The 19,825-nt window shown below is 63.5% G+C and carries 22 protein-coding genes and 1 tRNA gene; 9 read left to right on the top strand and 14 right to left on the bottom strand.

Annotated features, from left to right (window positions below; translation table 11 throughout):
* Positions 1–11: 11 nt before the first annotated feature.
* The gene (locus XH91_RS14945; protein WP_164934067.1) at positions 12–596 is read right to left on the bottom strand and encodes a hypothetical protein; all 585 of its coding nucleotides are present in this window, start codon (positions 594–596) and stop codon (positions 12–14) included.
* Between the two features lie 393 nt (positions 597–989).
* On the opposite strand from XH91_RS14945, the gene XH91_RS14940 reads away from it, so the two are divergent.
* Positions 990–1,649 carry a peroxiredoxin gene (locus XH91_RS14940; protein ID WP_128951282.1) on the top strand — a complete coding sequence of 220 codons (660 nt, stop codon included), beginning with the start codon at positions 990–992 and terminating at the stop codon, positions 1,647–1,649.
* A gap of 90 nt (positions 1,650–1,739) precedes the next feature.
* Here XH91_RS14940 and XH91_RS14935 read toward each other — a convergent pair whose 3' ends face one another.
* Complete coding sequence (locus XH91_RS14935; protein WP_128951281.1) at positions 1,740–2,132, bottom strand: DUF2177 family protein; 393 nt, start codon at positions 2,130–2,132, stop codon at positions 1,740–1,742.
* A 92-nt stretch (positions 2,133–2,224) separates the two neighbouring features.
* On the bottom strand, positions 2,225–3,955 hold the full coding sequence (locus XH91_RS14930) for a methyl-accepting chemotaxis protein (protein ID WP_128951280.1): 1,731 nt from the start codon (positions 3,953–3,955) through the stop codon (positions 2,225–2,227).
* A gap of 169 nt (positions 3,956–4,124) precedes the next feature.
* Between XH91_RS14930 and XH91_RS14925 the strand changes: the two genes are divergently transcribed.
* Both XH91_RS14925 and XH91_RS14920 read left to right on the top strand, forming a co-directional pair.
* Positions 4,125–5,516, top strand: coding sequence for a cryptochrome/photolyase family protein (locus tag XH91_RS14925; RefSeq protein WP_245477356.1), 1,392 nt, complete (start codon positions 4,125–4,127; stop codon positions 5,514–5,516).
* A 68-nt stretch (positions 5,517–5,584) separates the two neighbouring features.
* Positions 5,585–5,866 carry a histone gene (locus XH91_RS14920; protein WP_128951279.1) on the top strand — a complete coding sequence of 94 codons (282 nt, stop codon included), beginning with the start codon at positions 5,585–5,587 and terminating at the stop codon, positions 5,864–5,866.
* A 60-nt stretch (positions 5,867–5,926) separates the two neighbouring features.
* Here XH91_RS14920 and XH91_RS14915 read toward each other — a convergent pair whose 3' ends face one another.
* The 3 genes from XH91_RS14915 to XH91_RS14905 form a co-directional block, all read right to left on the bottom strand.
* Positions 5,927–6,670: a hypothetical protein gene (locus tag XH91_RS14915; RefSeq protein ID WP_164934068.1), complete on the bottom strand. Its 744-nt coding sequence runs from the start codon at positions 6,668–6,670 to the stop codon at positions 5,927–5,929.
* 88 nt (positions 6,671–6,758) lie between these two features.
* Positions 6,759–7,637 carry a DMT family transporter gene (locus XH91_RS14910; RefSeq protein ID WP_128951277.1) on the bottom strand — a complete coding sequence of 293 codons (879 nt, stop codon included), beginning with the start codon at positions 7,635–7,637 and terminating at the stop codon, positions 6,759–6,761.
* 89 nt (positions 7,638–7,726) lie between these two features.
* On the bottom strand, positions 7,727–8,173 hold the full coding sequence (locus XH91_RS14905; protein WP_057751653.1) for a hypothetical protein: 447 nt from the start codon (positions 8,171–8,173) through the stop codon (positions 7,727–7,729).
* 306 nt (positions 8,174–8,479) lie between these two features.
* Here XH91_RS14905 and XH91_RS14900 point away from each other — a divergent pair, with 306 nt between their 5' ends.
* Complete coding sequence (locus XH91_RS14900; RefSeq protein ID WP_128951276.1) at positions 8,480–8,743, top strand: hypothetical protein; 264 nt, start codon at positions 8,480–8,482, stop codon at positions 8,741–8,743.
* Between the two features lie 34 nt (positions 8,744–8,777).
* On the opposite strand, the gene XH91_RS14895 is transcribed toward XH91_RS14900, so the two are convergent.
* Positions 8,778–9,239 carry a host attachment protein gene (locus tag XH91_RS14895; protein ID WP_128951275.1) on the bottom strand — a complete coding sequence of 154 codons (462 nt, stop codon included), beginning with the start codon at positions 9,237–9,239 and terminating at the stop codon, positions 8,778–8,780.
* A gap of 216 nt (positions 9,240–9,455) precedes the next feature.
* Here XH91_RS14895 and XH91_RS14890 point away from each other — a divergent pair, with 216 nt between their 5' ends.
* The 3 genes from XH91_RS14890 to XH91_RS14875 all read left to right on the top strand — a co-directional run bounded on the left by XH91_RS14890 (position 9,456) and on the right by XH91_RS14875 (position 12,113).
* Positions 9,456–9,734 carry a hypothetical protein gene (locus tag XH91_RS14890; protein WP_128951274.1) on the top strand — a complete coding sequence of 93 codons (279 nt, stop codon included), beginning with the start codon at positions 9,456–9,458 and terminating at the stop codon, positions 9,732–9,734.
* A gap of 437 nt (positions 9,735–10,171) precedes the next feature.
* Positions 10,172–11,137: an AraC family transcriptional regulator gene (locus tag XH91_RS14880; protein ID WP_128951272.1), complete on the top strand. Its 966-nt coding sequence runs from the start codon at positions 10,172–10,174 to the stop codon at positions 11,135–11,137.
* Between the two features lie 247 nt (positions 11,138–11,384).
* Positions 11,385–12,113: a DUF2278 family protein gene (locus XH91_RS14875; RefSeq protein ID WP_128951271.1), complete on the top strand. Its 729-nt coding sequence runs from the start codon at positions 11,385–11,387 to the stop codon at positions 12,111–12,113.
* 15 nt (positions 12,114–12,128) lie between these two features.
* On the opposite strand, the gene XH91_RS14870 is transcribed toward XH91_RS14875, so the two are convergent.
* From XH91_RS14870 to XH91_RS14860, 3 genes are all read right to left on the bottom strand, one after another.
* Positions 12,129–12,205: transfer RNA gene (locus tag XH91_RS14870), tRNA-Arg, on the bottom strand.
* A 152-nt stretch (positions 12,206–12,357) separates the two neighbouring features.
* The gene (locus tag XH91_RS14865; RefSeq protein ID WP_128951270.1) at positions 12,358–12,837 is read right to left on the bottom strand and encodes a hypothetical protein; all 480 of its coding nucleotides are present in this window, start codon (positions 12,835–12,837) and stop codon (positions 12,358–12,360) included.
* 160 nt (positions 12,838–12,997) lie between these two features.
* Positions 12,998–13,546, bottom strand: a complete 549-nt coding sequence (locus XH91_RS14860; RefSeq protein WP_128951269.1) for a hypothetical protein — start codon at positions 13,544–13,546, stop codon at positions 12,998–13,000.
* 152 nt (positions 13,547–13,698) lie between these two features.
* On the opposite strand from XH91_RS14860, the gene XH91_RS14855 reads away from it, so the two are divergent.
* On the top strand, positions 13,699–14,085 hold the full coding sequence (locus tag XH91_RS14855) for a VOC family protein (RefSeq protein WP_128951268.1): 387 nt from the start codon (positions 13,699–13,701) through the stop codon (positions 14,083–14,085).
* A gap of 32 nt (positions 14,086–14,117) precedes the next feature.
* Here XH91_RS14855 and XH91_RS14850 read toward each other — a convergent pair whose 3' ends face one another.
* Positions 14,118–14,615, bottom strand: coding sequence for a hypothetical protein (locus XH91_RS14850; protein ID WP_128951267.1), 498 nt, complete (start codon positions 14,613–14,615; stop codon positions 14,118–14,120).
* 259 nt (positions 14,616–14,874) lie between these two features.
* On the opposite strand from XH91_RS14850, the gene XH91_RS14845 reads away from it, so the two are divergent.
* The gene (locus XH91_RS14845) at positions 14,875–15,228 is read left to right on the top strand and encodes a GrlR family regulatory protein (protein WP_164934069.1); all 354 of its coding nucleotides are present in this window, start codon (positions 14,875–14,877) and stop codon (positions 15,226–15,228) included.
* An 8-nt stretch (positions 15,229–15,236) separates the two neighbouring features.
* On the opposite strand, the gene XH91_RS14840 is transcribed toward XH91_RS14845, so the two are convergent.
* The 3 genes from XH91_RS14840 to XH91_RS14830 all read right to left on the bottom strand — a co-directional run bounded on the left by XH91_RS14840 (position 15,237) and on the right by XH91_RS14830 (position 19,825).
* Positions 15,237–17,924 (bottom strand): PAS domain S-box protein, encoded by a 2,688-nt coding sequence (locus XH91_RS14840; RefSeq protein ID WP_128951265.1) that lies wholly within the window; start codon positions 17,922–17,924, stop codon positions 15,237–15,239.
* Between the two features lie 90 nt (positions 17,925–18,014).
* The gene (locus XH91_RS14835) at positions 18,015–18,929 is read right to left on the bottom strand and encodes a DMT family transporter (protein WP_128951264.1); all 915 of its coding nucleotides are present in this window, start codon (positions 18,927–18,929) and stop codon (positions 18,015–18,017) included.
* An 80-nt stretch (positions 18,930–19,009) separates the two neighbouring features.
* Positions 19,010–19,825 (bottom strand): NUDIX hydrolase, encoded by an 816-nt coding sequence (locus XH91_RS14830; protein WP_128951263.1) that lies wholly within the window; start codon positions 19,823–19,825, stop codon positions 19,010–19,012.

Genomic DNA, 19,825 nt, shown 5'->3' with positions numbered 1-19,825 from the left:
CCCGGATTTTTTTACATTCCAATGTCGAAGACATTGGGCAATTGGCCCGCCAGAGGCAGCGCGGTGGCGCCGAGGAAGGTCGCCACCAGCGCCATCAGGCGACGGTTGTTCTGGCGTTTGCCGCGCATCTGGCCGGCGATCCACTCCAGCATCTCGCTCTTGACCTTGGAGGCATAGGACGGCGCCCAGCTCTCGATGTCGGCGTCCTGCGCCAGCGCGACGCTGCGCGGCGGCACCTTCAGGCCCGAGGCGCTCGCCGCATAATGGGCGACGGCCTTGGCCAGCAAATCGTCGAAGCGGCCGCCATCGGCACGCTCGGTCGCGGCCTCGTTGATTTCGAACAGCGCCTCGGCTTCGGCGCGGCTGACCGGCTGGTCGTTGACGGCGGCGGCGGTCAGGATGCGGGTGCACCAGGCGGTGTCGTCGGCATCGATGGAGCGGGAAAAGTGCACCCTGCCCTTGGTGGTCGGGCCTTCGCCCGTGATCACGCCGTCGCGGACGATGGTGAGGGCATGGGCCGCGGTATCGCGGCAGGACGGTTCGAGGGACGGCGACTCAACGGACTTTTCAACGGACTTGGGCAGTGCGGCAGACATAGTTCACTTCCAGATTTCTTCTGATCGGCCAGCATTTTCATGCCGACGTAAAGGGGTGGTTAACGATTCGATACGGGGATCGCGACTTTTCTCAATGGTTGCCGATTAGTCGCTACGAGGACCGTTTCGGTTCTGGAGAGCGTCGGGCGGGCGTGATGCGGGTCATAAAAGGCAATATCGGGGCAATCGGGACCGTAAGGCCCCGTTGGGGTTGTTTCGCCGCAGGCGCCGCCGTAACAAAATTGTGCTGAGAAATCAGCCCTTCAGAGGAGGAATTCACATTTTACTTCAAGCAGTTCAGTTGGCGTTCACTTGAGGTCGCCAAGTCCCTATACTGGGGCACGACGGCTAGATGATAATTCTCCAGCAAATTCAATGCGATGAGGTCAAACCATGACACTTCCGATCGGCGCCACCGCCCCCGACTTCGAAGCCGAGACCACCGAAGGGAAGATCAAGTTCCACGACTGGATCGGCAACAGTTGGGCCCTGCTGTTTTCCCACCCCAAGGACTTCACGCCGGTTTGCACGACCGAGCTCGGCGCTCTCGCCAGATTGAAGCCGGAGTTCGACAAGCGCGGCGTCAAGCTGATGGGCCTCTCGGTCGATCCGGTCGACCGCCACGCGAAGTGGTCGGAGGACATCAAGGAGACGCAGGGCACCGCCCCGAATTACCCGATGATCGGCGACACCGATTACAACGTCTCGAAGTTGTACGGCATGCTGCCCGCCGCGATCTCGGGTGATCCCCTCGTCCGCACCGCCGCCGACAACCAGACTGTCCGCAACGTCTTCGTCATCGGACCGGACAAGAAGATCAAGCTGGTGCTGGTCTATCCGATGACCACCGGTCGGAACTTCCAGGAAATCCTGCGCGTGATCGACTCGCTCCAGCTCACCGCCAAGCATCGCGTCGCGACGCCTTCCGACTGGAAGCAGGGCGAGGACGTGATCATCGCAGGCTCCGTCTCCAACGACGAGGCCAAGACGATCTACCCGCAAGGCTGGAAGGAACCGAAGCCCTATATCCGCATCGTGCCGCAGCCGAAGTGACTCACCGTCATTCCGGGGCGGTCCGCAGGACCGAACCCGGAATCTCGAGATCCCGGGTCTGGTCCTTCGGACCATCCCGGGATGACGCCATCAAGTCACACGATCCGCCACCAACAGACCCGCGGTCGACGAGACCGCGGTCACCACCGCGCCCCAGCCGATGTCGACCAGCGCGACCGGCCAGCTCCAGTGCTTCAAGAGTGCCAGCGCGGTGAGATCGAACGTCGCATAGCAGAACAGCCCGAACAGCGCGCCATAGAGCAGCGTCGATTGCCAGGTCGCGCCAGCCGAGCCACTGACGAAGATCAGAACCCCGACGACATAGAGCAGGTAGAACATGATCGCGGGCAAAGGCTTCAGCTCGCCCAGCATGTCGCCGACCTGCGCCGCGAAAAAGCCCTTGGCGATCAGGCCGAGGAACAGAAAATCCAGCCCGATCAGGACGATGAGGGTTGCGAGATACAGCACGGCGATGCGGTTCACTGGCGGCCTCCCTGCCCGCGAAGCGCAGGCAGTCACGTCATGCCGTCAGCTACGTCATGGCGGGCCGATGGTTTCAGCCCGCCATTCCCCGATCAAGCCGCTTGCACGCGGTCGAGGAAGCTGTCGACCTCGGCCTTCAGGCTCAGGCTCTCGCCCGACAATGCCTGGGCGGAGGCAAACATCCGGCTCGAGGTTTCGCCAGTCTCGCTCGCGCCCTCGGCCGCGTGACGGACATTGACGGCGACGTCGGCGGTGCCTGACGCCGCGGCGCGAACGCTGGCCGCGATGTTTTGGGTGGCGCTGCGCTGCTGCTCGACCGCAGCCGAGATCGAGCCTGCGATGCCGCTGATGCGCTCGATGGTCTCGGTGATCGCCTTGATCGCAGTCACCGACTCTTCGGTCGCCTGCTGCATGCTCGCGATCTGGGTCGAGATCTCGTCGGTCGCCTTCGCGGTCTGGCCGGCGAGCGTCTTGACCTCCTGCGCCACCACCGCAAAGCCTCGGCCTGCATCGCCCGCGCGCGCTGCCTCGATGGTGGCGTTCAGAGCCAGCAAGTTCGTCTGCTCGGCGATCGAGGTGATGAGCTTGACGACGTCGCCGATGCGCGAGCCTGCTTCCGAGAGCTGCGCGATGCGCTGGTCGGTGGCCTCGGCCTGGTGCACCGCCTCGGCGGAGATCGCGTTGGATTCCTGCACTCTTTTGGTGATCTCGGAGATCGAGTGCGACAGTTCGTCCGAGGCCGATGCCGCCGCACGGACGTGATCGGAAGCCTGCTCGGACGCGCCGGCCGATTTCGCCGACAGTTCAGCGGTGGAACGCGCGGTATCGGTCAATTGCCGCGCCACGCGCTCGAACTCGCCGGAGGAACGCAGGACCTTGTCGAGGATACCACCGACGCCGCTGCGGAACTCGGCAACGAAATTGCGGAGATCGGCCTTGCGCTGTTCGACCGCCGCAGCCGCGGCTTCCGCCTGCTCACTGCGCAGCCGCGACCGCTCCAGCGAATTGCTCTTGAACACCGCAACGGTGCGCGCGATCTCGCCGATCTCGTCGGCGCGGCCCTCACAATCGATCGCCACATCGCTCTGGCCGTTGGCGAGTGCCGTCAGCGAGCGGGTGACCGAGGTCAGCGGCCCGGTGACGCGGCGGACGACCAGCATGGTGAGCACCAGCACCAGCAGCGCCGCGATGCCAGCCGCGACCGCCATGCTCTCGATTGCATGAGACAGCATGGTCTCGTACTGGGCCATGGGGATGCCGACATAGAGAATGCCGACGATTTTGCCGGTCGCATCCGAAATCGGGAAATAAGCCGTCATGAAGGACTTGCCGAACAGCATGGCCGGCCCCTTATAAGCCTCGCCACGGCGCAGACCTGCTTGTGCCGGATGGTCGGCGGCAAGTTGGGTGCCGACGGCACGGTCGCCGTTCTCCTTCTTCACATTGGTCGAGCGGCGGACGAACTGCCCGCTCGCATCGTCGAATACGAACAGGGTCGCATTGCCCCCGACATAGGACACCGCACGATCAACGATGGCGTGATCTTTGAACTCAGGCATCTTGGCGATCTCGGCGCGCACCACCGCGCCATCTCGCATCGTGATCTTGGCGTCAGGAACGACCTCGGCGAAGGCCAGCGCCAATGTCCGCAGGCTGACCTCGATGTCGCGAAGCGCGCGATCGTTGAAGGCGGAGGTAAGGGACCAGTAGCCGGCGCCAACCACCAATGCGGTATTCATCGCAATCAGCAGGACGGCACACAGGACGGCCTTGGTGCCCAGCTTGAATTGCGGCAGGAACTTTGCCGTTAGCGAGTTGGTCATGAATGGAACTACCCCTGGAATTCCTGCATATTCGTGCAATTCACTTACGACCCCATTAACGCTGGTTCACACCCCACCCGCGGCATGCTTTCCGAAACGTAAACGAGGACGCGCCCTGCCCCCGCCAAGCCCCCCGCCTGTCATCGTCTGGTTCCGCGACGACCTTCGCCTGTCCGATCACCCGGCCCTGCACGCCGCCGCCAAATCCGGCGCGCCTGTGATTTGCCTCTATGTGCTCGACGATGCGGCGGGACGCGCCCCTGGCGGCGCAGCGCGCTGGTGGCTGGCACAGTCGCTGCGCGCACTCGGTGCCGACATCGCAGCGCGCGGCGGATCGCTCATCTTGCGCAAGGGCCGGGCGGCCAGCGTAATCCCAGAGGTGGCGCGCGAAAGCGGGGCCGCGGCCGTCTATTGGAACACAATTGCTCAGGCCTCGCATCAGGCGGTCGAGAAACAGCTCGAAGCTGTCCTGGCAAAGCTTGGCGCGGACTCGCAAAGTTTTCCCGGCGACCTGCTGGTACCGCCTTCGGCCATCCGCAACAAGGAGGGCCGCGGCTTGCGCGTGTTCACGCCATTCTGGCGGCGCGTGCTGTCATCAGGCGATCCGCCCAAGCCGCTGCCCGCGCCGAAGGAGCTGCGTCCGGCAGCGAGGATCGTGAGCGACACGCTGGAGAGCTGGCAGCTCGAGCCGAGCCAGCCCGACTGGGCCGGCGGCTTGCGCGAGAGCTGGACGCCGGGCGAAGCCTCGGCACGCACCCGCCTGCGCGACTTCCTCAAGCATGCCGCGCATGGTTATGCTGGCGATCGCGACCGCCCCGATCGTGACGGCACCTCAGGCCTGTCGCCACATTTGCGGTTTGGCGAGATCAGCCCGCGCCAAGTCTGGCACGCCGCGCGCTTTGCCGCCGAGGAGAATCCGGCGATCGCATCCGACACCGAAAAGTTCCTGAGCGAGCTCGGCTGGCGCGAATTCTGTCGGCACCTGCTCCACGACCATCCGAATCTCGCCACCGAGAACCTCCAAACCAACTTCGACGACTTCCCCTGGAAGGCCGACAAGACGGCGCTCGCCGCCTGGCAGCGCGGCCGCACCGGCTACCCGATGGTCGATGCAGGCCTGCGCGAGCTATGGCGCACCGGCGTGATGCACAACCGGGTGCGGATGGTGGTGGCGTCGTTCCTAGTCAAGCACCTGCTGATCGATTGGCGCGACGGCGAAGCCTGGTTCTGGGACACGCTGGTCGATGCGGACGTCGGCAGCAATCCGGCCAATTGGCAATGGGTCGCCGGCTGCGGCGCCGACGCCGCGCCTTATTTCCGAGTGTTCAACCCGGTGCTCCAGGGCGAGAAGTTCGACCCTGAGGGAACCTATGTCCGGCGCTGGGTGCCGGAGCTGAAGGACGTGCCGGCGAAGCTGATCCATCAGCCGTGGCAGGCGACACCGATCGAGCTTGCGAGCGCGGGCGTCACGCTCGGCAAGACCTATCCACATCCGCTCGTCGATCACGCCAGGGGACGCGAGCGTGCGCTCGCTGCCTACGCGAAGATCCGCAAAGGTTGAGCGTTGCTTTGACACAATTGTGAAACCCGCTATCGTCGTCGCTCCATGCAAACCGTGGGGGACACGATATGGACGACGAGAAGCCGATCACCGCGCAGGTGATGGAGACGATGACCGCCGCCGTCGAAGCGACCAAGGATGCCGCCGTCGCAGCCGTCAAGAAGGTGAAGAAAGCCGCCAAGAAGGTCGCGAAGAAGGCCACGCCCAAGAAGGCAAAGAAGGCTTCGAAAAAGAAAGCCAAGAAGGCCGCCAAGAAGTCGTCGAAGAAGGCAGCCAAGAAGTCCGTGAAGAAGGCTGCCAAGAAGACAGCGAAGAAGGCGGCCACGAAGAAAAAGAAAACCAAGCGCTGATCGCAGCTCGAGAGCACATCTCCGGGTGCGGGCGCGCCCGGAGATGCCCTTTCAAGATGCCTAGCCTGACCGCTTGGACTTGCGCCGGCCCGGATGATGGACGCCTTTCGGATCGCGAAACTCGCTGCGATGACCCCGCCGGTCCTCCTTGGCGAAGCGCCGCCGCTTCTCCGGTGAGCCAAACACCCTGATCACCTTCCGTCCGTTGACCTTCTTGATAACGTAGCCCCCCTCGGTCATCGAGAACGGAGCTGTCAGCGTTCCCTTGTGGTCGAACTTGGTGCCGCGGGGATGCTTGAACGGCTCGAACCAGGACGGATAGACGAAGTTCGACATCGGCAAGCCGTCGACGTCAAAAGTGTCCTCCTCCACGGCGTCGCAGACCTCATAGGCGTACTGGGTGTGCCGATTTTGATCGGCCCAGAGATTGGCCATGGGATCGAGCACCATCTCGAACAGTTCGTGCGAGGCCGCGACGCTGACCGCCTCGCCATCCAGCGCCTTGACGAAGATCTTCGAGATCGGTTGGCCGCGATAGGTCAGCTCGTGGCGTCCGAGCATATTCTTGTGCAGGGCATCGTCGAAATAGACCAATTGCCAATCGGTCGCCTTCGGGTTGCGCGTGACATAGAGGTCGACCGGATAGCCCCACACCGGCAGGAAATGCTTGTCGTAACACTTTTGCAGTGCCGCGGTGAGCTGCCTCATATCGCCGTCGCCAATCGACTCCCGGGCGTAGTTGATGCAGGCGATCCGGACCGGCTTCATCGACCTGCCGAGCAGTGCACGCTTCGCCTTCTTCATGGAAATCACCGTGTGCAACGACCGCTGAAATGCGGTCAGCCTAACACGAAGTACGCTGCACGTCAGGGATGTATTCTGGCAAGCCTGACTATGAGCCAAAGCGGCGGTTGACCACGAACACGGCGGCCGCGCACATCGCCATGCCGGCGATCGCCAGCGCATCGAGCTTCTCGCCGAACAGCAGATAGGCCATCAGCGCAGTGACGGCTGGCACCAGGTAGAACAGGCTCGCGACCGACGTCGCTGCGGCATGGCGGATCAGCCAGTACAACAGGCCGATCGATCCGATCGAGAGCGCGACCGCAAGCCAGGCCAGCGCAAACACGAACTCCCGGGTCCAGTGCACGACCCGATCCTCGAACAGGAAGGCGCCGATCGTGAAGAAGATCGTCACCGCCAGATACTGCACGAGATTGCCGGCACGCCAGTCGATGTGATTGCAGTAGCGGCGCTGGTACAGCGTGCCGAGCGTGATGCTGATCAGCGAAACCACCGAGGCGAGCCAGCCGAGCCCGGCTTCGCCGGACATCGGACGGTTGTGCAGGATCAGCGCCACGCCGCCGAGACCGAGCACGAGGCCAGCCCATTGCACCGGCGTCACCTTCTCGCCGAGCCAGCGGTTGGCAATCGTCGAGGTCAGTATCGGCTGCAGCCCCGGAATGAGCGCGGAGAGCCCCGCCGGAATGGAATGGGCGATCGCGATGGCTGTGCCGCCGAGATAGAAGCCGTGGACGAGGATGCCGGCGACGGCGCTGTGCGCCATCCCTGTGAGATCAGGCCATTTCGGTCGGGCGACGCCCGCGATGATGACCATCAGACCGACCACCACCGCCATGCGGATGGCGAGGTAGGTCAAGGGATCGGCGTTGTTGATGACGTATTTGGTGCCGATGAAGCCGGTGCTCCAGAGCAGGACGAACAGCACCGGCGCTGCGCGGGCAGCGAGATGATCTTGGTTATGATTCATTGCCCCCTGATTGCCCGAGCGAGGGGCGGTGCGGCAATGCGAATTTCTGATGCTGCGCTGCGACGGACGCGGCGGCTCAGATCAGCTGATCACCATTCTTCCGGACAGGGATCGATGATCTTCCAGAGCTCGACCCCATTCTTGATCTTTTTCATATCGGTGGTGAGCCCGCCATTGCGGCGGATCCAGTCCTTCACCGTATCGGGGTAGTAGGACATCAGGTCAGACGTCCCTTCCGCACTGGTGACCTTGATGCCGAAGGTGAAGGCTTTGTCGTAATAGGCCTGGTGGAAGCCGAGGCTCGCCTTGGGCGTCACGCAGATCTTGTTCAGCGGCACGATGCCGAGCACCAGCGTGCAGGCCGAATTGCAGATGCCATCGATGATCACACGCTCGCCGGTATCGCGGACGCGCTTGTATTTGGCCTTGTACTCCTCGACATAGCCGCCGTGGTCGCGCGTGATATGCAGCTGGGCCCGCGCGGGAGTAGCGGCAGCGACGAAGAGCAACAGCAGGCTGAGGAGCGTGATGCGCATGGCAGCTAGACTGCGAAAACCTTGCAAGGAAACGTACCGGCCCCGAAGACCACCCCAAAGCCCCAAAAGCAGCCGGCAGGAGAAATCTTTGACCGGATTCTCTTTGGCCATACTTGTGTGGGGAATTCGTTAAGCATCCCGAAAAGGCCAAAAATGGGCAGGCTTCGCCCGAGTCCGGCAATTCTGTCACACCTATCCGAGAATCTGCTGGATTTGCCCCGGTTTCCGGGCTTCGGACGGGTGCCCTGGCGGCCCGAAATGGCTATAGATGGCAAACCTTTTTTTCGCGGGTTCCGGAGAATCGAGATGAGCAAGTTGACCCTTGTAGCCGCGGTTGCTGCCCTGTCGGCGGCCATCCTAGCCCCCGGCTATGCGGAGGCGCGCGTGCATCACCGGCACCACCGCTATTATGCCAATCCGCTGCCGTATCGGATCAGCTATCTGCACAATTACGGCCCGGGTATCACCCCCGGCACCTTCGCCTACTACGATGGCCCGTCGACCAACCACTGCTACCAGAGCGCGGCCGGCTATGTCGGCCAAGACCGCCACCGGCACCCCTGCTACTGAGGGGCGCCGCAAGCGTCTCGTCCCGGGGGAAGCCCTATCCGACCGCACCAGATAGCAGCAACTGCTTCTCGATCTCATAGACCGGCAACTTGACGAGGTCCTTGCCGACCTCGCCCCGGAGCGCTCTTCGCACCGCGTCCGAATAATCGGTGCGGATCATGCCCAGCGCGCGCGGTGAGGCCACCATGGTCAGGCCCGAAGTCTCCCCGGCGCTGAGCGCGGTGTCGAGGCGCTCGGCGAGACTGCGCAGGAAGGTGCGTTCGGCCTCGTCGTGCCAGTCGGTCTGCTCCGCCGAGCTACGGGCACCGCCGACCGATGCATGGAACCTGCCAGGCGCATCGGTCCCTTGCGCGGCTGTGGACGGATTGGCGTGCTCGCGAACCTCCCTGGTGTGAAGGTTCGGAAACATCTCATCACCGAGATTTTCCAGGATGAGCGCCTTGCGTCCGTCGCACACGACGAGCCAGTCGCCCTTGTCGATCCTCATCTTGTTCATTGCACTGCTCCAAACCATCTGTGCGCCTGTCCTTCGAATTCGGCGAAGGACTGCCCACAACAACAAGACTAGGCTCGAAGCTGCACGGGCGAATTGCGCAGGATCAACGAGGGGGGCGAACTGAAGATCTGTTCATCAGCATTACATTCCGACCCTTGCCACAATTTGATCAGAACAACTTCGATATCCTGCATTGCGTAAGCGGAGGAATACATCATGAATCTCAAGATCGGCCTCATCGCAACATCCCTGTTCGGTGCCCTTGCGGCATCGTCGACGGTGTCGGCCATGCCAGTTGCGCCTGCGCCGACCGCGCAGGTCTCTGACGTCGAGCAGGTCCGCATGGTCTGCAACGCCTGGGGACGCTGCTGGTGGCGGCCGAACGTCTATTACGGCTACGGGCCCGGATATGGATATTACGGGCCGCCGCGCTATTACGGCCCGCGTTATTATGGCCCGCGCTACTATGGCTATTATGGCTATCGCCGCTGGTGAGATTTGCAGGGGCCCTCTGGGCCCCCTTCGCGTTTGCGAGATGGCTGGACCGCCGCTGGCCCATCAGCCTGGAGCAATTCCAAAACTGATCTAGATCAAAGATGAAATTTGCCGTGCTGTCATTCTGCTTTGATGGCCGATTTGATTGTTTTCCGATGCCCGCAGACAGGCATGAACGTGCAAACCCATCTCGAAAGGCAGCCGGAGCCCGCGGGGCGGAGTTTTCAATCCTTTAGCTGCCCGGCCTGTACAAGGCTCCATTTCATCGACCTCACCACCGGTCAGCCGATGAGCCGCGACCGCTGACGGTGTCATCGTGGCATGATGTCCGCAATACTACGGCCGGAAATCCGGTTTACTGAGTCGTCGTATTTCGCCATTGATGGCCACGTACCGACGTTCATTTTAGTGTCACATTACAGCATCCGGCCAGACGCATGTTCTTCGACGCTCTCGCCCCCTCTTCCGCGCTCCAGCTAACCCGGTTTACCGACGTCGATGCGTTTCGACCGGCCGAGGCATTGGAGGATTCCCGGAGCATTCCCCTCGACGTCGCCAATTTCGCCGCTGCGCGAGCAATCGTGAACCTGCCTGCTTGCCGGATCATCGTCGCAAGGTCGTTTGCGCGCATCCTCGAGACCACCTACCGCGCGCCTGGCGGCATGGTGATCCTGCCACTGAGTGATGATCTGCGCGCCACGTCGAGCGGGATGGATATCGATTCGCGCTTCTTCATCGGCTTGCGCGGCAACCACCACTGCCATTTCGTTGAGCCACAGATCAATCATCATGCGCTGATCATGTTCTCGCCCGCACTTCGGGACCGCGGCTGGTTCGATCGTGCCGATACCTTGTGGGTTCGCATGGCGGACCCCACCGCACATCTCTACGCGCGGCAGCTTGTGCGAGACATCCTGCGGACCGCGTCGGTCCAGCCACAGATGTTCGAGGCCACGGAGGTCGCTGCCCATCTTCAGGAAGGCCTGTTGCTCGCCTTCGATGACCTGTTTCGAATGAACCCGCTGTCGGATCGCAGCACCCCAAGAGCGGGCGTGCGCTCGGCCAGGCTCGTGCAGCAGATCGACGACTACGTCAGGGCCTATCCGACCGCTCCGATCTATACGGCCGATCTCGCCGACGAATTCGGCGTCTCGATCCGGACCCTCGGAGGCGCGGTGGCCAAGGTGCGCGGCATGAGCCTGCATCAATACATCCGCCTCAAGCGGCTTTGGGCCACCCGCACCCAACTCCTCAGAAGCGGCGGTGCCTCGGTCGCCTCGTGCGCCCGCGCCCATGGCTTTCATCACCTCGGCGAGTTTGCCGCGGCCTATCGCGCGACCTTCCACGAAGCGCCATCGGATACGTTGGCGCGGGCCCGGCAAAGCCGGCTCCAGGCCAGCTAGCGCGCAACGTGCGCCCGGCCAATGAAGCGCGCGCTTGACAACGCCAACGCGTGGCTGCCAACAATATCTATCCGAGCGCGAGTTCCGAAGAAGGAGCTGAGCACGCTCCCCTTGGTTCGCGCTCGGTTACGGTGGATCGAACCTTCGTCTGCATGTTGCGCGACGGGTTCAAAGGTCTATTCGCGCAGACTTTCGGCAAGTGACGCTTTTCAAGAGACCACAGAGCTGCAGGCGGGAGGCAAGAACGATGAACAAGTACTGCCTTTTCAAGGGTGAGTTGGTGAATGCCGCCCCGTTCCGGCCAGGCTACAAGGGTAGCCCCCACTATGTGGTCAATGTGAAAGGATCCCAGGGCAACATTTTCAAGTACGTCGTGAACGCGGCCTCGGACGAAGTGGGCGAGGACGGAAACAACAACGTGTATTTCTACAAGGATGTCGCCTTCAGCGACCCTGTCACAGACACACTCTCTGCGCTCCCGCTGGGCCTCCACACGAGCGGCTTTTCGCCGCTGGACTACTGGCAGGACAGAAGCCTGCTCGACATCCGGCGCATGCGACCCATTCCCTATTCCGACGCAGACGGCAACAGGATGGACGTGAACGACGACATCAGCGACGCACTGTCCATCGACACGAGCCAGCCGCCACAGTCGCTGCCCTATGACAATGGCAGCGGGGAACCGCAGGATCGGGATTTCTACCCGCCAAGCGAGACCGGTGTGATCGTCTATGGCTTCGGATTCCTGTTCCAGCCACAACAGGACGGACTGCACGAAACCCACATGAATCAGGGCAATCCGCGCGGGCGTCACTGGAAGGAAAATGGAGCTTTCCAGGATGGCGCGGTCATCATCAAGCGCGCTGCCGGATACCAGGCCCTGTTCACCGCCTTCCAGACGCAACGCCTGCCCACTAACGCAGGTGGTTTCCCTGTGGATGACGCAGTCCCTCTTCCGGAATTTATCCGCAGCTGACGGCTGGTCATGGACTGGCGCGCTCGGAAGGATTCGAACCTCCGACCCTCGGAATCGAAATCCGATGCTCTATCCAGCTGAGCTACGAGCGCCTGACCCCGGGTATTGGGCCACCGGCCGAAGCGCGGCGGTCATATGCTGGCAGGCCAGCAGGCCGACGACGTTCGGATCGGTTCGAATTAGCAGAGAGGCCGGACAATAAAAAGCCCTCCCCATCCCGTTTCGAGGCAGGTCGAAGGCACTTTCACCAGGTGGTGTTGAACAGCCCGAAATGCGGCTGCTGTGCCACCAGCATCATCGGCTGGCCACGCTGCGGTGCCGGCCGGGCCCGGGCGACCCTGCGCCTCGGTTGCACCGGAGTCTGAGCAAGCGGCTTGGCGTCGGCTTTCTTGGCCGCTGCCGCATCAGCCGGCGTGAGTTGCGCGAACGTCTCGCGCACCTTGGACTTGGCCGACATGTCTGCCAGCGCATCCGCTGGCGCGGTCGGCTGAGACGCCGTGGCGGCAGCCGTCATCACCGCCGGCGCTGCAATGGTCTGCTGATTGGTGTCGAGCACGACCCGGTCAGGCAAATGGCGGTCGGACCGAATCCGGATCGCCGGCTGGTCGTAGCTTGCAACTCCAACGGTCTGCGCAACCGGCGCTGTCGGCCAAACGAAATCTGCCGCAAACAACAGTGCGAGCAGGGCTCCGCCGACAAACATGAAATACCGAAAGATGGGCATTGACCGCACTCCGCCCCCGCATCCCCGCGCGGGTCCATCGCCTCAACCGGCGATCCCTCAATTGGTTCCTGCGCCCAGCCCTTTGGTTCAACTGGCAACGCCAAGATTTCCGGCCAAGGGGCACGGACGGTAACTTTTCCGCTAGCGGAATGCGTAGCCTTTAGGCGCGCCGCGCCGCGACAAGCGAGCACTTCGCTTGATCGGCATTCACGTTGACGAATCCGACGGGAACGCGCGCAAAAGTCTTGCGGCTCTTCATGCTGACCGTATCAGCCAGCACGTGGCTGCGGTCCGTCAAATGACTGCCGTCACGCCGCGTGAAGGCGCAGACGATCTCGACATCCTTTACGGCATAATCATTGTCATTTCGCACGGTGAACGTCACCAGCGCCTTTGAGCCGAGCCCGCCGCGGCGCCAGGTCTGCGACGAGATCTTCATTCGATCGAGGCCGACGGCTTCCGCGGCGGAGGTATCCGAGCCTGTTGGCGGAGCGGTATCGACACTTGCCAGCGCCAATTTCACGGGTTCGGTATGAGCGACATTGGAGGAAGGGATCAACCGCCAGACGGCACCACCGACCACACTCGCGGCCAGCAGCCAAAGCAGGCCCCGTTTCAACCAAACACGAGCGGCCGGCTGGAGTCGCTGGCGCTTCTCGCCGTCCCCGACGAAACGTCCCAGTCCGGTCCGGCCAAACCATGATTTCATGGGTGCATTGCTCGCTGCTTCTTCAATCGGCAAGGCGAATTAAGGTTCCCGCGGCTGTGGCGATCCCTGGAAGGCAGAGGCATGGTGGCGATTGTCGGTGGGGATCGCTAACATGCGCTGCAACATCGAAGACCCTATCGGGAGGAATTGAAATGCCTGTCACCGTCACGTGGGATCACGTCCATCTGCGCAGCCCGGATCCGGAAGCGACAGCCGCCTGGCTGCGCGATATCCTTGGCGGCGAGATCGTGCGCGCACCGGGACGCATCGATGTGAATCTCGGCGGCGCAAGGATCTTCATCGCACCGCTGGAGGGCGACAGTGCCGTCAGCCCGCCGCCTCCGCATCCCCATCAGGGCCTCGACCATTTCGGTCTCACCGTGAAGGACATCGATGCCGTCGCGGCCGAGATCAAGGCCAAGGGCGTGACATTCACGCGGGAGCCCACCACGATCCGGCCCGGCGTGCGCATCTGCTTCATCCGCGGTCCCGAAGGCATCTCCGTCGAGTTGCTCGAGCGCGACAAGAAATATACGTGACGCGGCAGGCGAGACGCTGCCCGGCCAGCTAGCTAGGTCATGCTACCGGGCATAAAGCAGCGGATGGTGACGCCCATATAGCCATAGATCGGCCACACCATGGTTCGCCCAACCCGATTGGGCTCCGAGATCACGGCCTCCTCCGGCACGTCGACCCAGACCAGCTCCTGCTCCTTGCCCTCGATCACATAGCCGAGGCGCGGGATGCGGACGCGATAATGCCCGTCCTTGCTCTCCCAATCGGAGTCCGAGATCGCCGAGCCGTCGGCATCGGAGCAGCATGGCCCCTTGCCGCTGCGCAAGCCGTCGAACCATGCCTTGAGCTCGGCACTGGTGTTGACGAACTGGCCGCGGTCGCGTGCGTGCCCGAGCGGGGCAATCAGCGCGATCAGCATCAGCGCGCAAGCAAGGCTTGCCGCGCTTCGCCACCCTGTCGGACGGCTAATCCGCCGGCGCAGTGTTTCGCAAATCGTGGGACGCGCACTGTACAGACGCGGCTCATCGCCGCCGGAATCGATCCAGTTGCTCACGTTTGTCTTGCTCCAGCACCCCGCGGCCAGTGCAACAAAGGTTATGCATTTCGCGGGCCAACTCCGATTCGTTGCGACAGGCCTCGCTGCATGATGAGACCGTCATGTCGGCGTCACACGCAAGCCGGGACAACTACGGCTCGCGTGCCAGCACGGGGCGCCGCCGGCAAAATTGCCGCGTTGCGCGAGGGGTTGCGCTTTGGCATAAAAGCTTCACCGGTGACGCCATTGGGCGATGGTGGCCGGCCGATGGGACGTTATGAAGAACGGCCTCTATTCGATTCACGTGAGCCTGCTCGATGGTCGAGTCGGCAAAGGCAGCGGCGTGATCCTTTTTCGCGACGGCAAGATCCTTGGCGGCGATGCCTACCTCTATTACACCGGCAGCTACGTGGTGAAGGACGATCGCACCTTCAAAGGCGAGGTGCTGGTGCAACGGCACACCTCCCCGCGCGGCGATGACAATCCGCTATTCGGTGGCCCCGCCCCTGTCGGCATCGGCGTCAGCGGGACCTACACCGACACCCGTGCGGAGATGACGGGCACGGCGCTGGTCGGCAAAGCCAGCCTGATTTTCGGCGCCACCCTGCACAAGCTCGTCGACGTCGATTAGCCACAGATTTATTCGGCAGCCTGCTCCAGCGGCGCGACGCGCGGCAAGATCATCTGGATGCGCGTACCGCTGCCAGGCTCGGAATCGAGATCCAGCCGGCCGCCGAGCCGGTTGGTGACGATGCTGTAGACGATGTGCAATCCAAGACCGGTCCCGCCCTGGTCGCGCCGCGTGGTGAAAAACGGATCGAAGGCGCGGCGCCGCACGTCCAGGCTCATGCCGCAGCCATTGTCGGAGACGATGACCTCGACATTGTCCTTGCCGGACTCGCGCACCTGGATGTCGATGATGCCTGGCCGCCCGTCCGGGAAGGCATGCGCCACCGAATTCAGGAACAGATTGGTCAGCACCTGGCCGTACGGACCGGGATAGCTGTTCATGGTCAGATTGGGCTGGCACTCGACGTTAAGCGTCAGGTTCTGCTTGCGCAGGCCCGGACGCAGGCTCATCACCACCTGCTCGGTGAGGTCGGCAAGGTCGAAGCTGCGCTGGTCCGAATAGTTGCGGTCGGCTGCGACCTGCTTGAACGACTGAATCAGCTCGGCCGCACGGTTCAGGTTGGAGACGAGCTGCGAGGACGCATCGCGGCTCGTGCTGAGATAATCGTTGAGCGTCGAGCGGCGAAGCTCGCCGCGCTCGACCTCGGCGCTGAACATGGCGGTCTTGCGTTCGAGCGCCGAGGCGACCGTCAGGCTGATGCCGACAGGATTGTTGACCTCGTGTGCGACGCCGGCGACCAGGCGCCCGAGTGCGGCCAGCTTCTCGGCCTCGATCAGCGAGGCCTGGGTCTCGCGTAGATTGCGCAGCGCGGTTTCCGCGGCGTCCTTGGCCTTGCGCATCTCCTGCTCGCCGCGCTTGCGTTCGCCGATGTCGAGCGCCACGGTGACGATCCGCTCGATCTCGCCCTCGGCATCGAGCAGCGGCAGCTTGTTGACCAGCCATTGCCGCATGTTGCCGGAGGCGTCCTTGTACTCCTCCTCGTAGAATCCGAGCCCCTTGCGCTGGCTGAGCACGCGCTTGTCGTTCTCGTCGGTCTTGGCCGCGCCATAGCGCGACATCAGATCGGCCGTGGTGCGGCCGAGCGCGTCGCCGGGCTCGATGCCGAAGATGCCGGCCATGTAGCGGTTCATCAGCACGTAGCGAAGGTCGCGGTCCTTGACGTTGATGACGGCGGGCACGGTGTCGATGACCTGCTGCAACAGGCGCCGGCCTTCGGCGATGGCATCTTCCGCCCGCTTCTGGTCGGTGATGTCACGCAGCGTGCCCTCGTAACGGACGATGGTGCCCTGCTCGTCCCGCACGCCCGTCGCGCTGTCGGAGAGCCAGAGAATGTTGCCGCTGCGCTGACGCACCTGATATTCGAACTCGCGCACCATGCCATCACGATGCATCAACCGCTGGTATTCCGCACGCGCCTCGGGATGGACATAGATGGTGTGGGCGATGTCGTTGATGCTGTCGATCAGGTGCTGCGGGCTGTCATAGCCCATCATGCGCGCCAAGGCCGGGTTGGCATTGAGGAGATCGCCTGACGGTGTCGTCACGTAGATGCCGTCGACCGAACCCTCGAACAGCTTCCGGTAGCTTTCTTCCGCCAGCCGCTGCTCGGTCAGCGCGCGCACCGCGGCTTCGCGCGCGGTATCGGCCTCCTCCAGCGCGCGGCGGAACACCTCGGCGGCCCGCGCGATGTCGCCGATTTCGTTGTTGAGATCGGCTGACGGAATCGAGGTCCTTTTCTCGCCGGCCGCAAGCGCGCGAATGGAGCGCGCGATCTGGGCCAGCGGCCGCACCGTCCGCCCCACCACGAAAACCGCGGCGAGGATACCGATCAACACGCCCATGCTGCCGAGCACGATGCTCTGCCAGCGCGCCTCCGCCAGCGTCCTGGCAAAATCGCGCGACAACACATGGCCGCGGCGGTCGCTGACGTCCCGCAGCAATTCGGTGACGCGGCCGATCAGCCGGCCCTCGGTGCCCAACACCTCGCGGTCGATATCGGCGATCTGCCGTTCGCGGACTGCGACTGCGATGATCGCATCGGCGTAATTGTTTACCGCCGTCTTCAGCTTGCCATCGGCAGTGACCATGGTCCGCATGCCCTGAGCGGCCTGTTCGGCCGCAGAGGGATTGCGCGCGAGCAGCCCGAGCGCGATCCGGCTCTGGGCCTCCGACAGGCGCGCGGCCAGATCACGGTCTGCGCTGTCGGAGACCGCTGCGTCGAACTGGTCGCGCAGCGGGGGCAGCCCGGCAAGCATTTGCGCACGACGATCGATCAGGGTCGATATCCGATCCAGCCCGCTGCGATAGGTCGCAAGCCGCTCGGAGACGCCGTCGATCATGTCCTGCTGCTCGGGGGCAAGCTCGATGCGGGTCTTCTTGAGGATGTCACTCAGGGTCGAGGCGGCCTCGCCGACCTGCTTGAACTGGATGCCTGCGCCGGGGTCGGTGACGAAATCGCGCGCGGCGAGCCGCAAATCGTTCATGCGTCGGTCGATGTCTTCGGCGAGATCGCCGACGCTTTGCAGCCGCTGAAGTTCGGCGAAGGTGGCATCGATGTGCCGGATCGCGATCACGCTGGCGGTCGAGGTGACGATGATCACCGCCAGCACCAGGATGAAGCTGCCATACGTCATCTGGCCGATGGACAGCGAAAACGATCGCTTCGGCGGCGGATTCGGTGGCGTTTCGGCGGACATTGGGGCGGAACCGGACTCCATACCCCTCCAATATACGCTGTATCGCCCCTCTGGGGGAACATGCCTCCGCGGGCCGAGACGGGCTGTTTTTCATGATGGTTTAGCGACGGCGGCCCGCCGCGCCGGGATCGTCATGGCAGCGACGCCGAGGACGACGCTGGCCAGGCCGATCCAGGCGGTCCGGCTCAGGGTCTCGCCGAGGAAGGCGACGCTGATGGCGACCCCGATGGGGACGCGCAAGTAAGCTTGTGCGGTGGTACCGACCGAGCCGAGCGTCTGGATCAGGCGGAAATAGATCGCGAACGCGGCTGCGGTCGAGAACACCGCGAGTGCCAGCAGCGCGAGGACGGAGCTTAGCGAGGGCGACAGCGTCCAGGGCTGCTCGAACACGAGCGAAGCCGGGATCAGCACGGCCGCGCCCGCCAGCAACGAGCCGGCGGCAGGCGCCATGGGGTCGAGGCCCTTGAAGCTGCGACCGAAGATCGCGGCGCAGGCGTAGCAGATGGTGGCTGCGACGATCGCCGCTTCTGCGAGGAGGCCGTTGCCGATCTCGCGGAACGCATCGACGCCGACGATCAGCAGAATGCCGGCCATGCCAGCCACCACGCCGAACAGCTTTCGCGGCGTCGTAGTCTCATGGCGGGTGACCATCGCGGTGAGCAGGAAGGTGAATATGGGCCCGGCCGAATTGAGGATGGTGGCCAGTGCCGCATCGACATGGCGCTCGCCCCAGGCGATCAGGGTCCATGGGATGACGCTGTTGAGCACGGCCTGGAAGGCGAAGCGCTGCCAGGCCGGCCCATCCGTGGGCATCCTGATTCCCCTCGCCCACATCACGGCGAGCAACAGCAGGCCCGCAACCGTCGTGCGCGCGGCGATCAGCGTGACCGGCGGGATGGTGGCGACGCCGAGCTTTATGAAAGTGTAGGAGCCGCCCCAGAGCGTTGCGAGCGCAACGAGCAATCCCAGCTCGACGGCGATGTTGGTGTCCTTCTTGCCGTCCATCTGATCGGTCCCGTCCATTCGCGATGGATGGAACCTAGCGCATCAGCGGTCGATAATACTTCGCTCGGTATCGAAGCGTTCTAGCCGACTGCGCCGACCTCGAACACCTCGCCGTCATAGCCGGCCTCGCGGGGGATGCGGAGCTGCCGCCCGCTCTCGGTTTTGGTCATCACGGGCATCACCGTGACGATCGACATCCCCTTGGCATGATCGAGCGCGGCGCTCACGCTCGGCTGCTTGGCGAGCCGGATCAGATTGCGCGTAGTCGGGAACGGCAGCTTGAAGCGGCCGCTCTCGCCGCCCTCCACCGCCTCGCGCGCCGACAGCCAGATCGAATCGGTCGACTCCCGGCCATCATGCGCACCGAGCTGGTCGGGCGGCGCAGCCGCAAGGAAGAACCAGGTGTCGAAACGCTTCGGCATGCCCTCCGGCGTGATCCAGTGCGCGTAGGGCACCAGGGTGTCGAGCGCGAGCTGGAGACCGTTGTCGGCGAGAATGCTGAGGAAGCTGATCTTGTGCTCGTTGAGCGCGACACGATGCGCGTCAGCGATCTCGCCGGCGCGCCCGGCATCAACATGTGCGTTCGAGCCCTTCGCGCGCGCCAGCAGGATGCCGCTCTCCTCAAACGTCTCGCGGATCGCGGCGATCCGAAAGCCGCGGTCGGCTTCGCTGAGGCCCTCGCCGCCCGAATAGAGATCGGCGCGGGCGACAATCTCCTGATCACCGGCGTCGACGCTGCCGCCGGGAAACACCAGCGCACCCGAGTTGAACTCGATCTGATGATGACGGACCATCATGAAGATTTCGACCTCGCCGCGGCCGTTGCCGTCGGCCTTGGCGCCGTCGCGCAGCAGGAGGATGGTCGAGGCCGGGCGTGATGCTGATGTCTCGGGCAT

The organism is Bradyrhizobium guangzhouense (assembly GCF_004114955.1).
Classification (GTDB): Bacteria; Pseudomonadota; Alphaproteobacteria; order Rhizobiales; family Xanthobacteraceae; genus Bradyrhizobium; species Bradyrhizobium guangzhouense.
Note: the sequence above shows the minus strand (reverse complement) of the source record. Positions and strands in the feature narration are given on the sequence as shown.

What these genes read in the sequence shown, in the direction of transcription:
- XH91_RS14945 (WP_164934067.1), bottom strand. Translation starts at nt 596, where the DNA reads ATGTCTGCCGCACTGCCCAAGTCCGTTGAAAAGTCCGTTGAGTCGCCG.
- XH91_RS14940 (WP_128951282.1), top strand. Translation starts at nt 990, where the DNA reads ATGACACTTCCGATCGGCGCCACCGCCCCCGACTTCGAAGCCGAGACC.
- XH91_RS14930 (WP_128951280.1), bottom strand. Translation starts at nt 3,955, where the DNA reads ATGACCAACTCGCTAACGGCAAAGTTCCTGCCGCAATTCAAGCTGGGC.
- XH91_RS14920 (WP_128951279.1), top strand. Translation starts at nt 5,585, where the DNA reads ATGGACGACGAGAAGCCGATCACCGCGCAGGTGATGGAGACGATGACC.
- XH91_RS14915 (WP_164934068.1), bottom strand. Translation starts at nt 6,670, where the DNA reads ATGAAGAAGGCGAAGCGTGCACTGCTCGGCAGGTCGATGAAGCCGGTC.
- XH91_RS14910 (WP_128951277.1), bottom strand. Translation starts at nt 7,637, where the DNA reads ATGAATCATAACCAAGATCATCTCGCTGCCCGCGCAGCGCCGGTGCTG.
- XH91_RS14905 (WP_057751653.1), bottom strand. Translation starts at nt 8,173, where the DNA reads ATGCGCATCACGCTCCTCAGCCTGCTGTTGCTCTTCGTCGCTGCCGCT.
- XH91_RS14900 (WP_128951276.1), top strand. Translation starts at nt 8,480, where the DNA reads ATGAGCAAGTTGACCCTTGTAGCCGCGGTTGCTGCCCTGTCGGCGGCC.
- XH91_RS14895 (WP_128951275.1), bottom strand. Translation starts at nt 9,239, where the DNA reads ATGAACAAGATGAGGATCGACAAGGGCGACTGGCTCGTCGTGTGCGAC.
- XH91_RS14890 (WP_128951274.1), top strand. Translation starts at nt 9,456, where the DNA reads ATGAATCTCAAGATCGGCCTCATCGCAACATCCCTGTTCGGTGCCCTT.
- XH91_RS14880 (WP_128951272.1), top strand. Translation starts at nt 10,172, where the DNA reads ATGTTCTTCGACGCTCTCGCCCCCTCTTCCGCGCTCCAGCTAACCCGG.
- XH91_RS14875 (WP_128951271.1), top strand. Translation starts at nt 11,385, where the DNA reads ATGAACAAGTACTGCCTTTTCAAGGGTGAGTTGGTGAATGCCGCCCCG.
- XH91_RS14865 (WP_128951270.1), bottom strand. Translation starts at nt 12,837, where the DNA reads ATGCCCATCTTTCGGTATTTCATGTTTGTCGGCGGAGCCCTGCTCGCA.
- XH91_RS14860 (WP_128951269.1), bottom strand. Translation starts at nt 13,546, where the DNA reads ATGAAATCATGGTTTGGCCGGACCGGACTGGGACGTTTCGTCGGGGAC.
- XH91_RS14855 (WP_128951268.1), top strand. Translation starts at nt 13,699, where the DNA reads ATGCCTGTCACCGTCACGTGGGATCACGTCCATCTGCGCAGCCCGGAT.
- XH91_RS14845 (WP_164934069.1), top strand. Translation starts at nt 14,875, where the DNA reads ATGAAGAACGGCCTCTATTCGATTCACGTGAGCCTGCTCGATGGTCGA.
- XH91_RS14840 (WP_128951265.1), bottom strand. Translation starts at nt 17,924, where the DNA reads ATGTCCGCCGAAACGCCACCGAATCCGCCGCCGAAGCGATCGTTTTCG.
- XH91_RS14835 (WP_128951264.1), bottom strand. Translation starts at nt 18,929, where the DNA reads ATGGACGGCAAGAAGGACACCAACATCGCCGTCGAGCTGGGATTGCTC.
- XH91_RS14830 (WP_128951263.1), bottom strand. Translation starts at nt 19,825, where the DNA reads ATGCCCGAGACATCAGCATCACGCCCGGCCTCGACCATCCTCCTGCTG.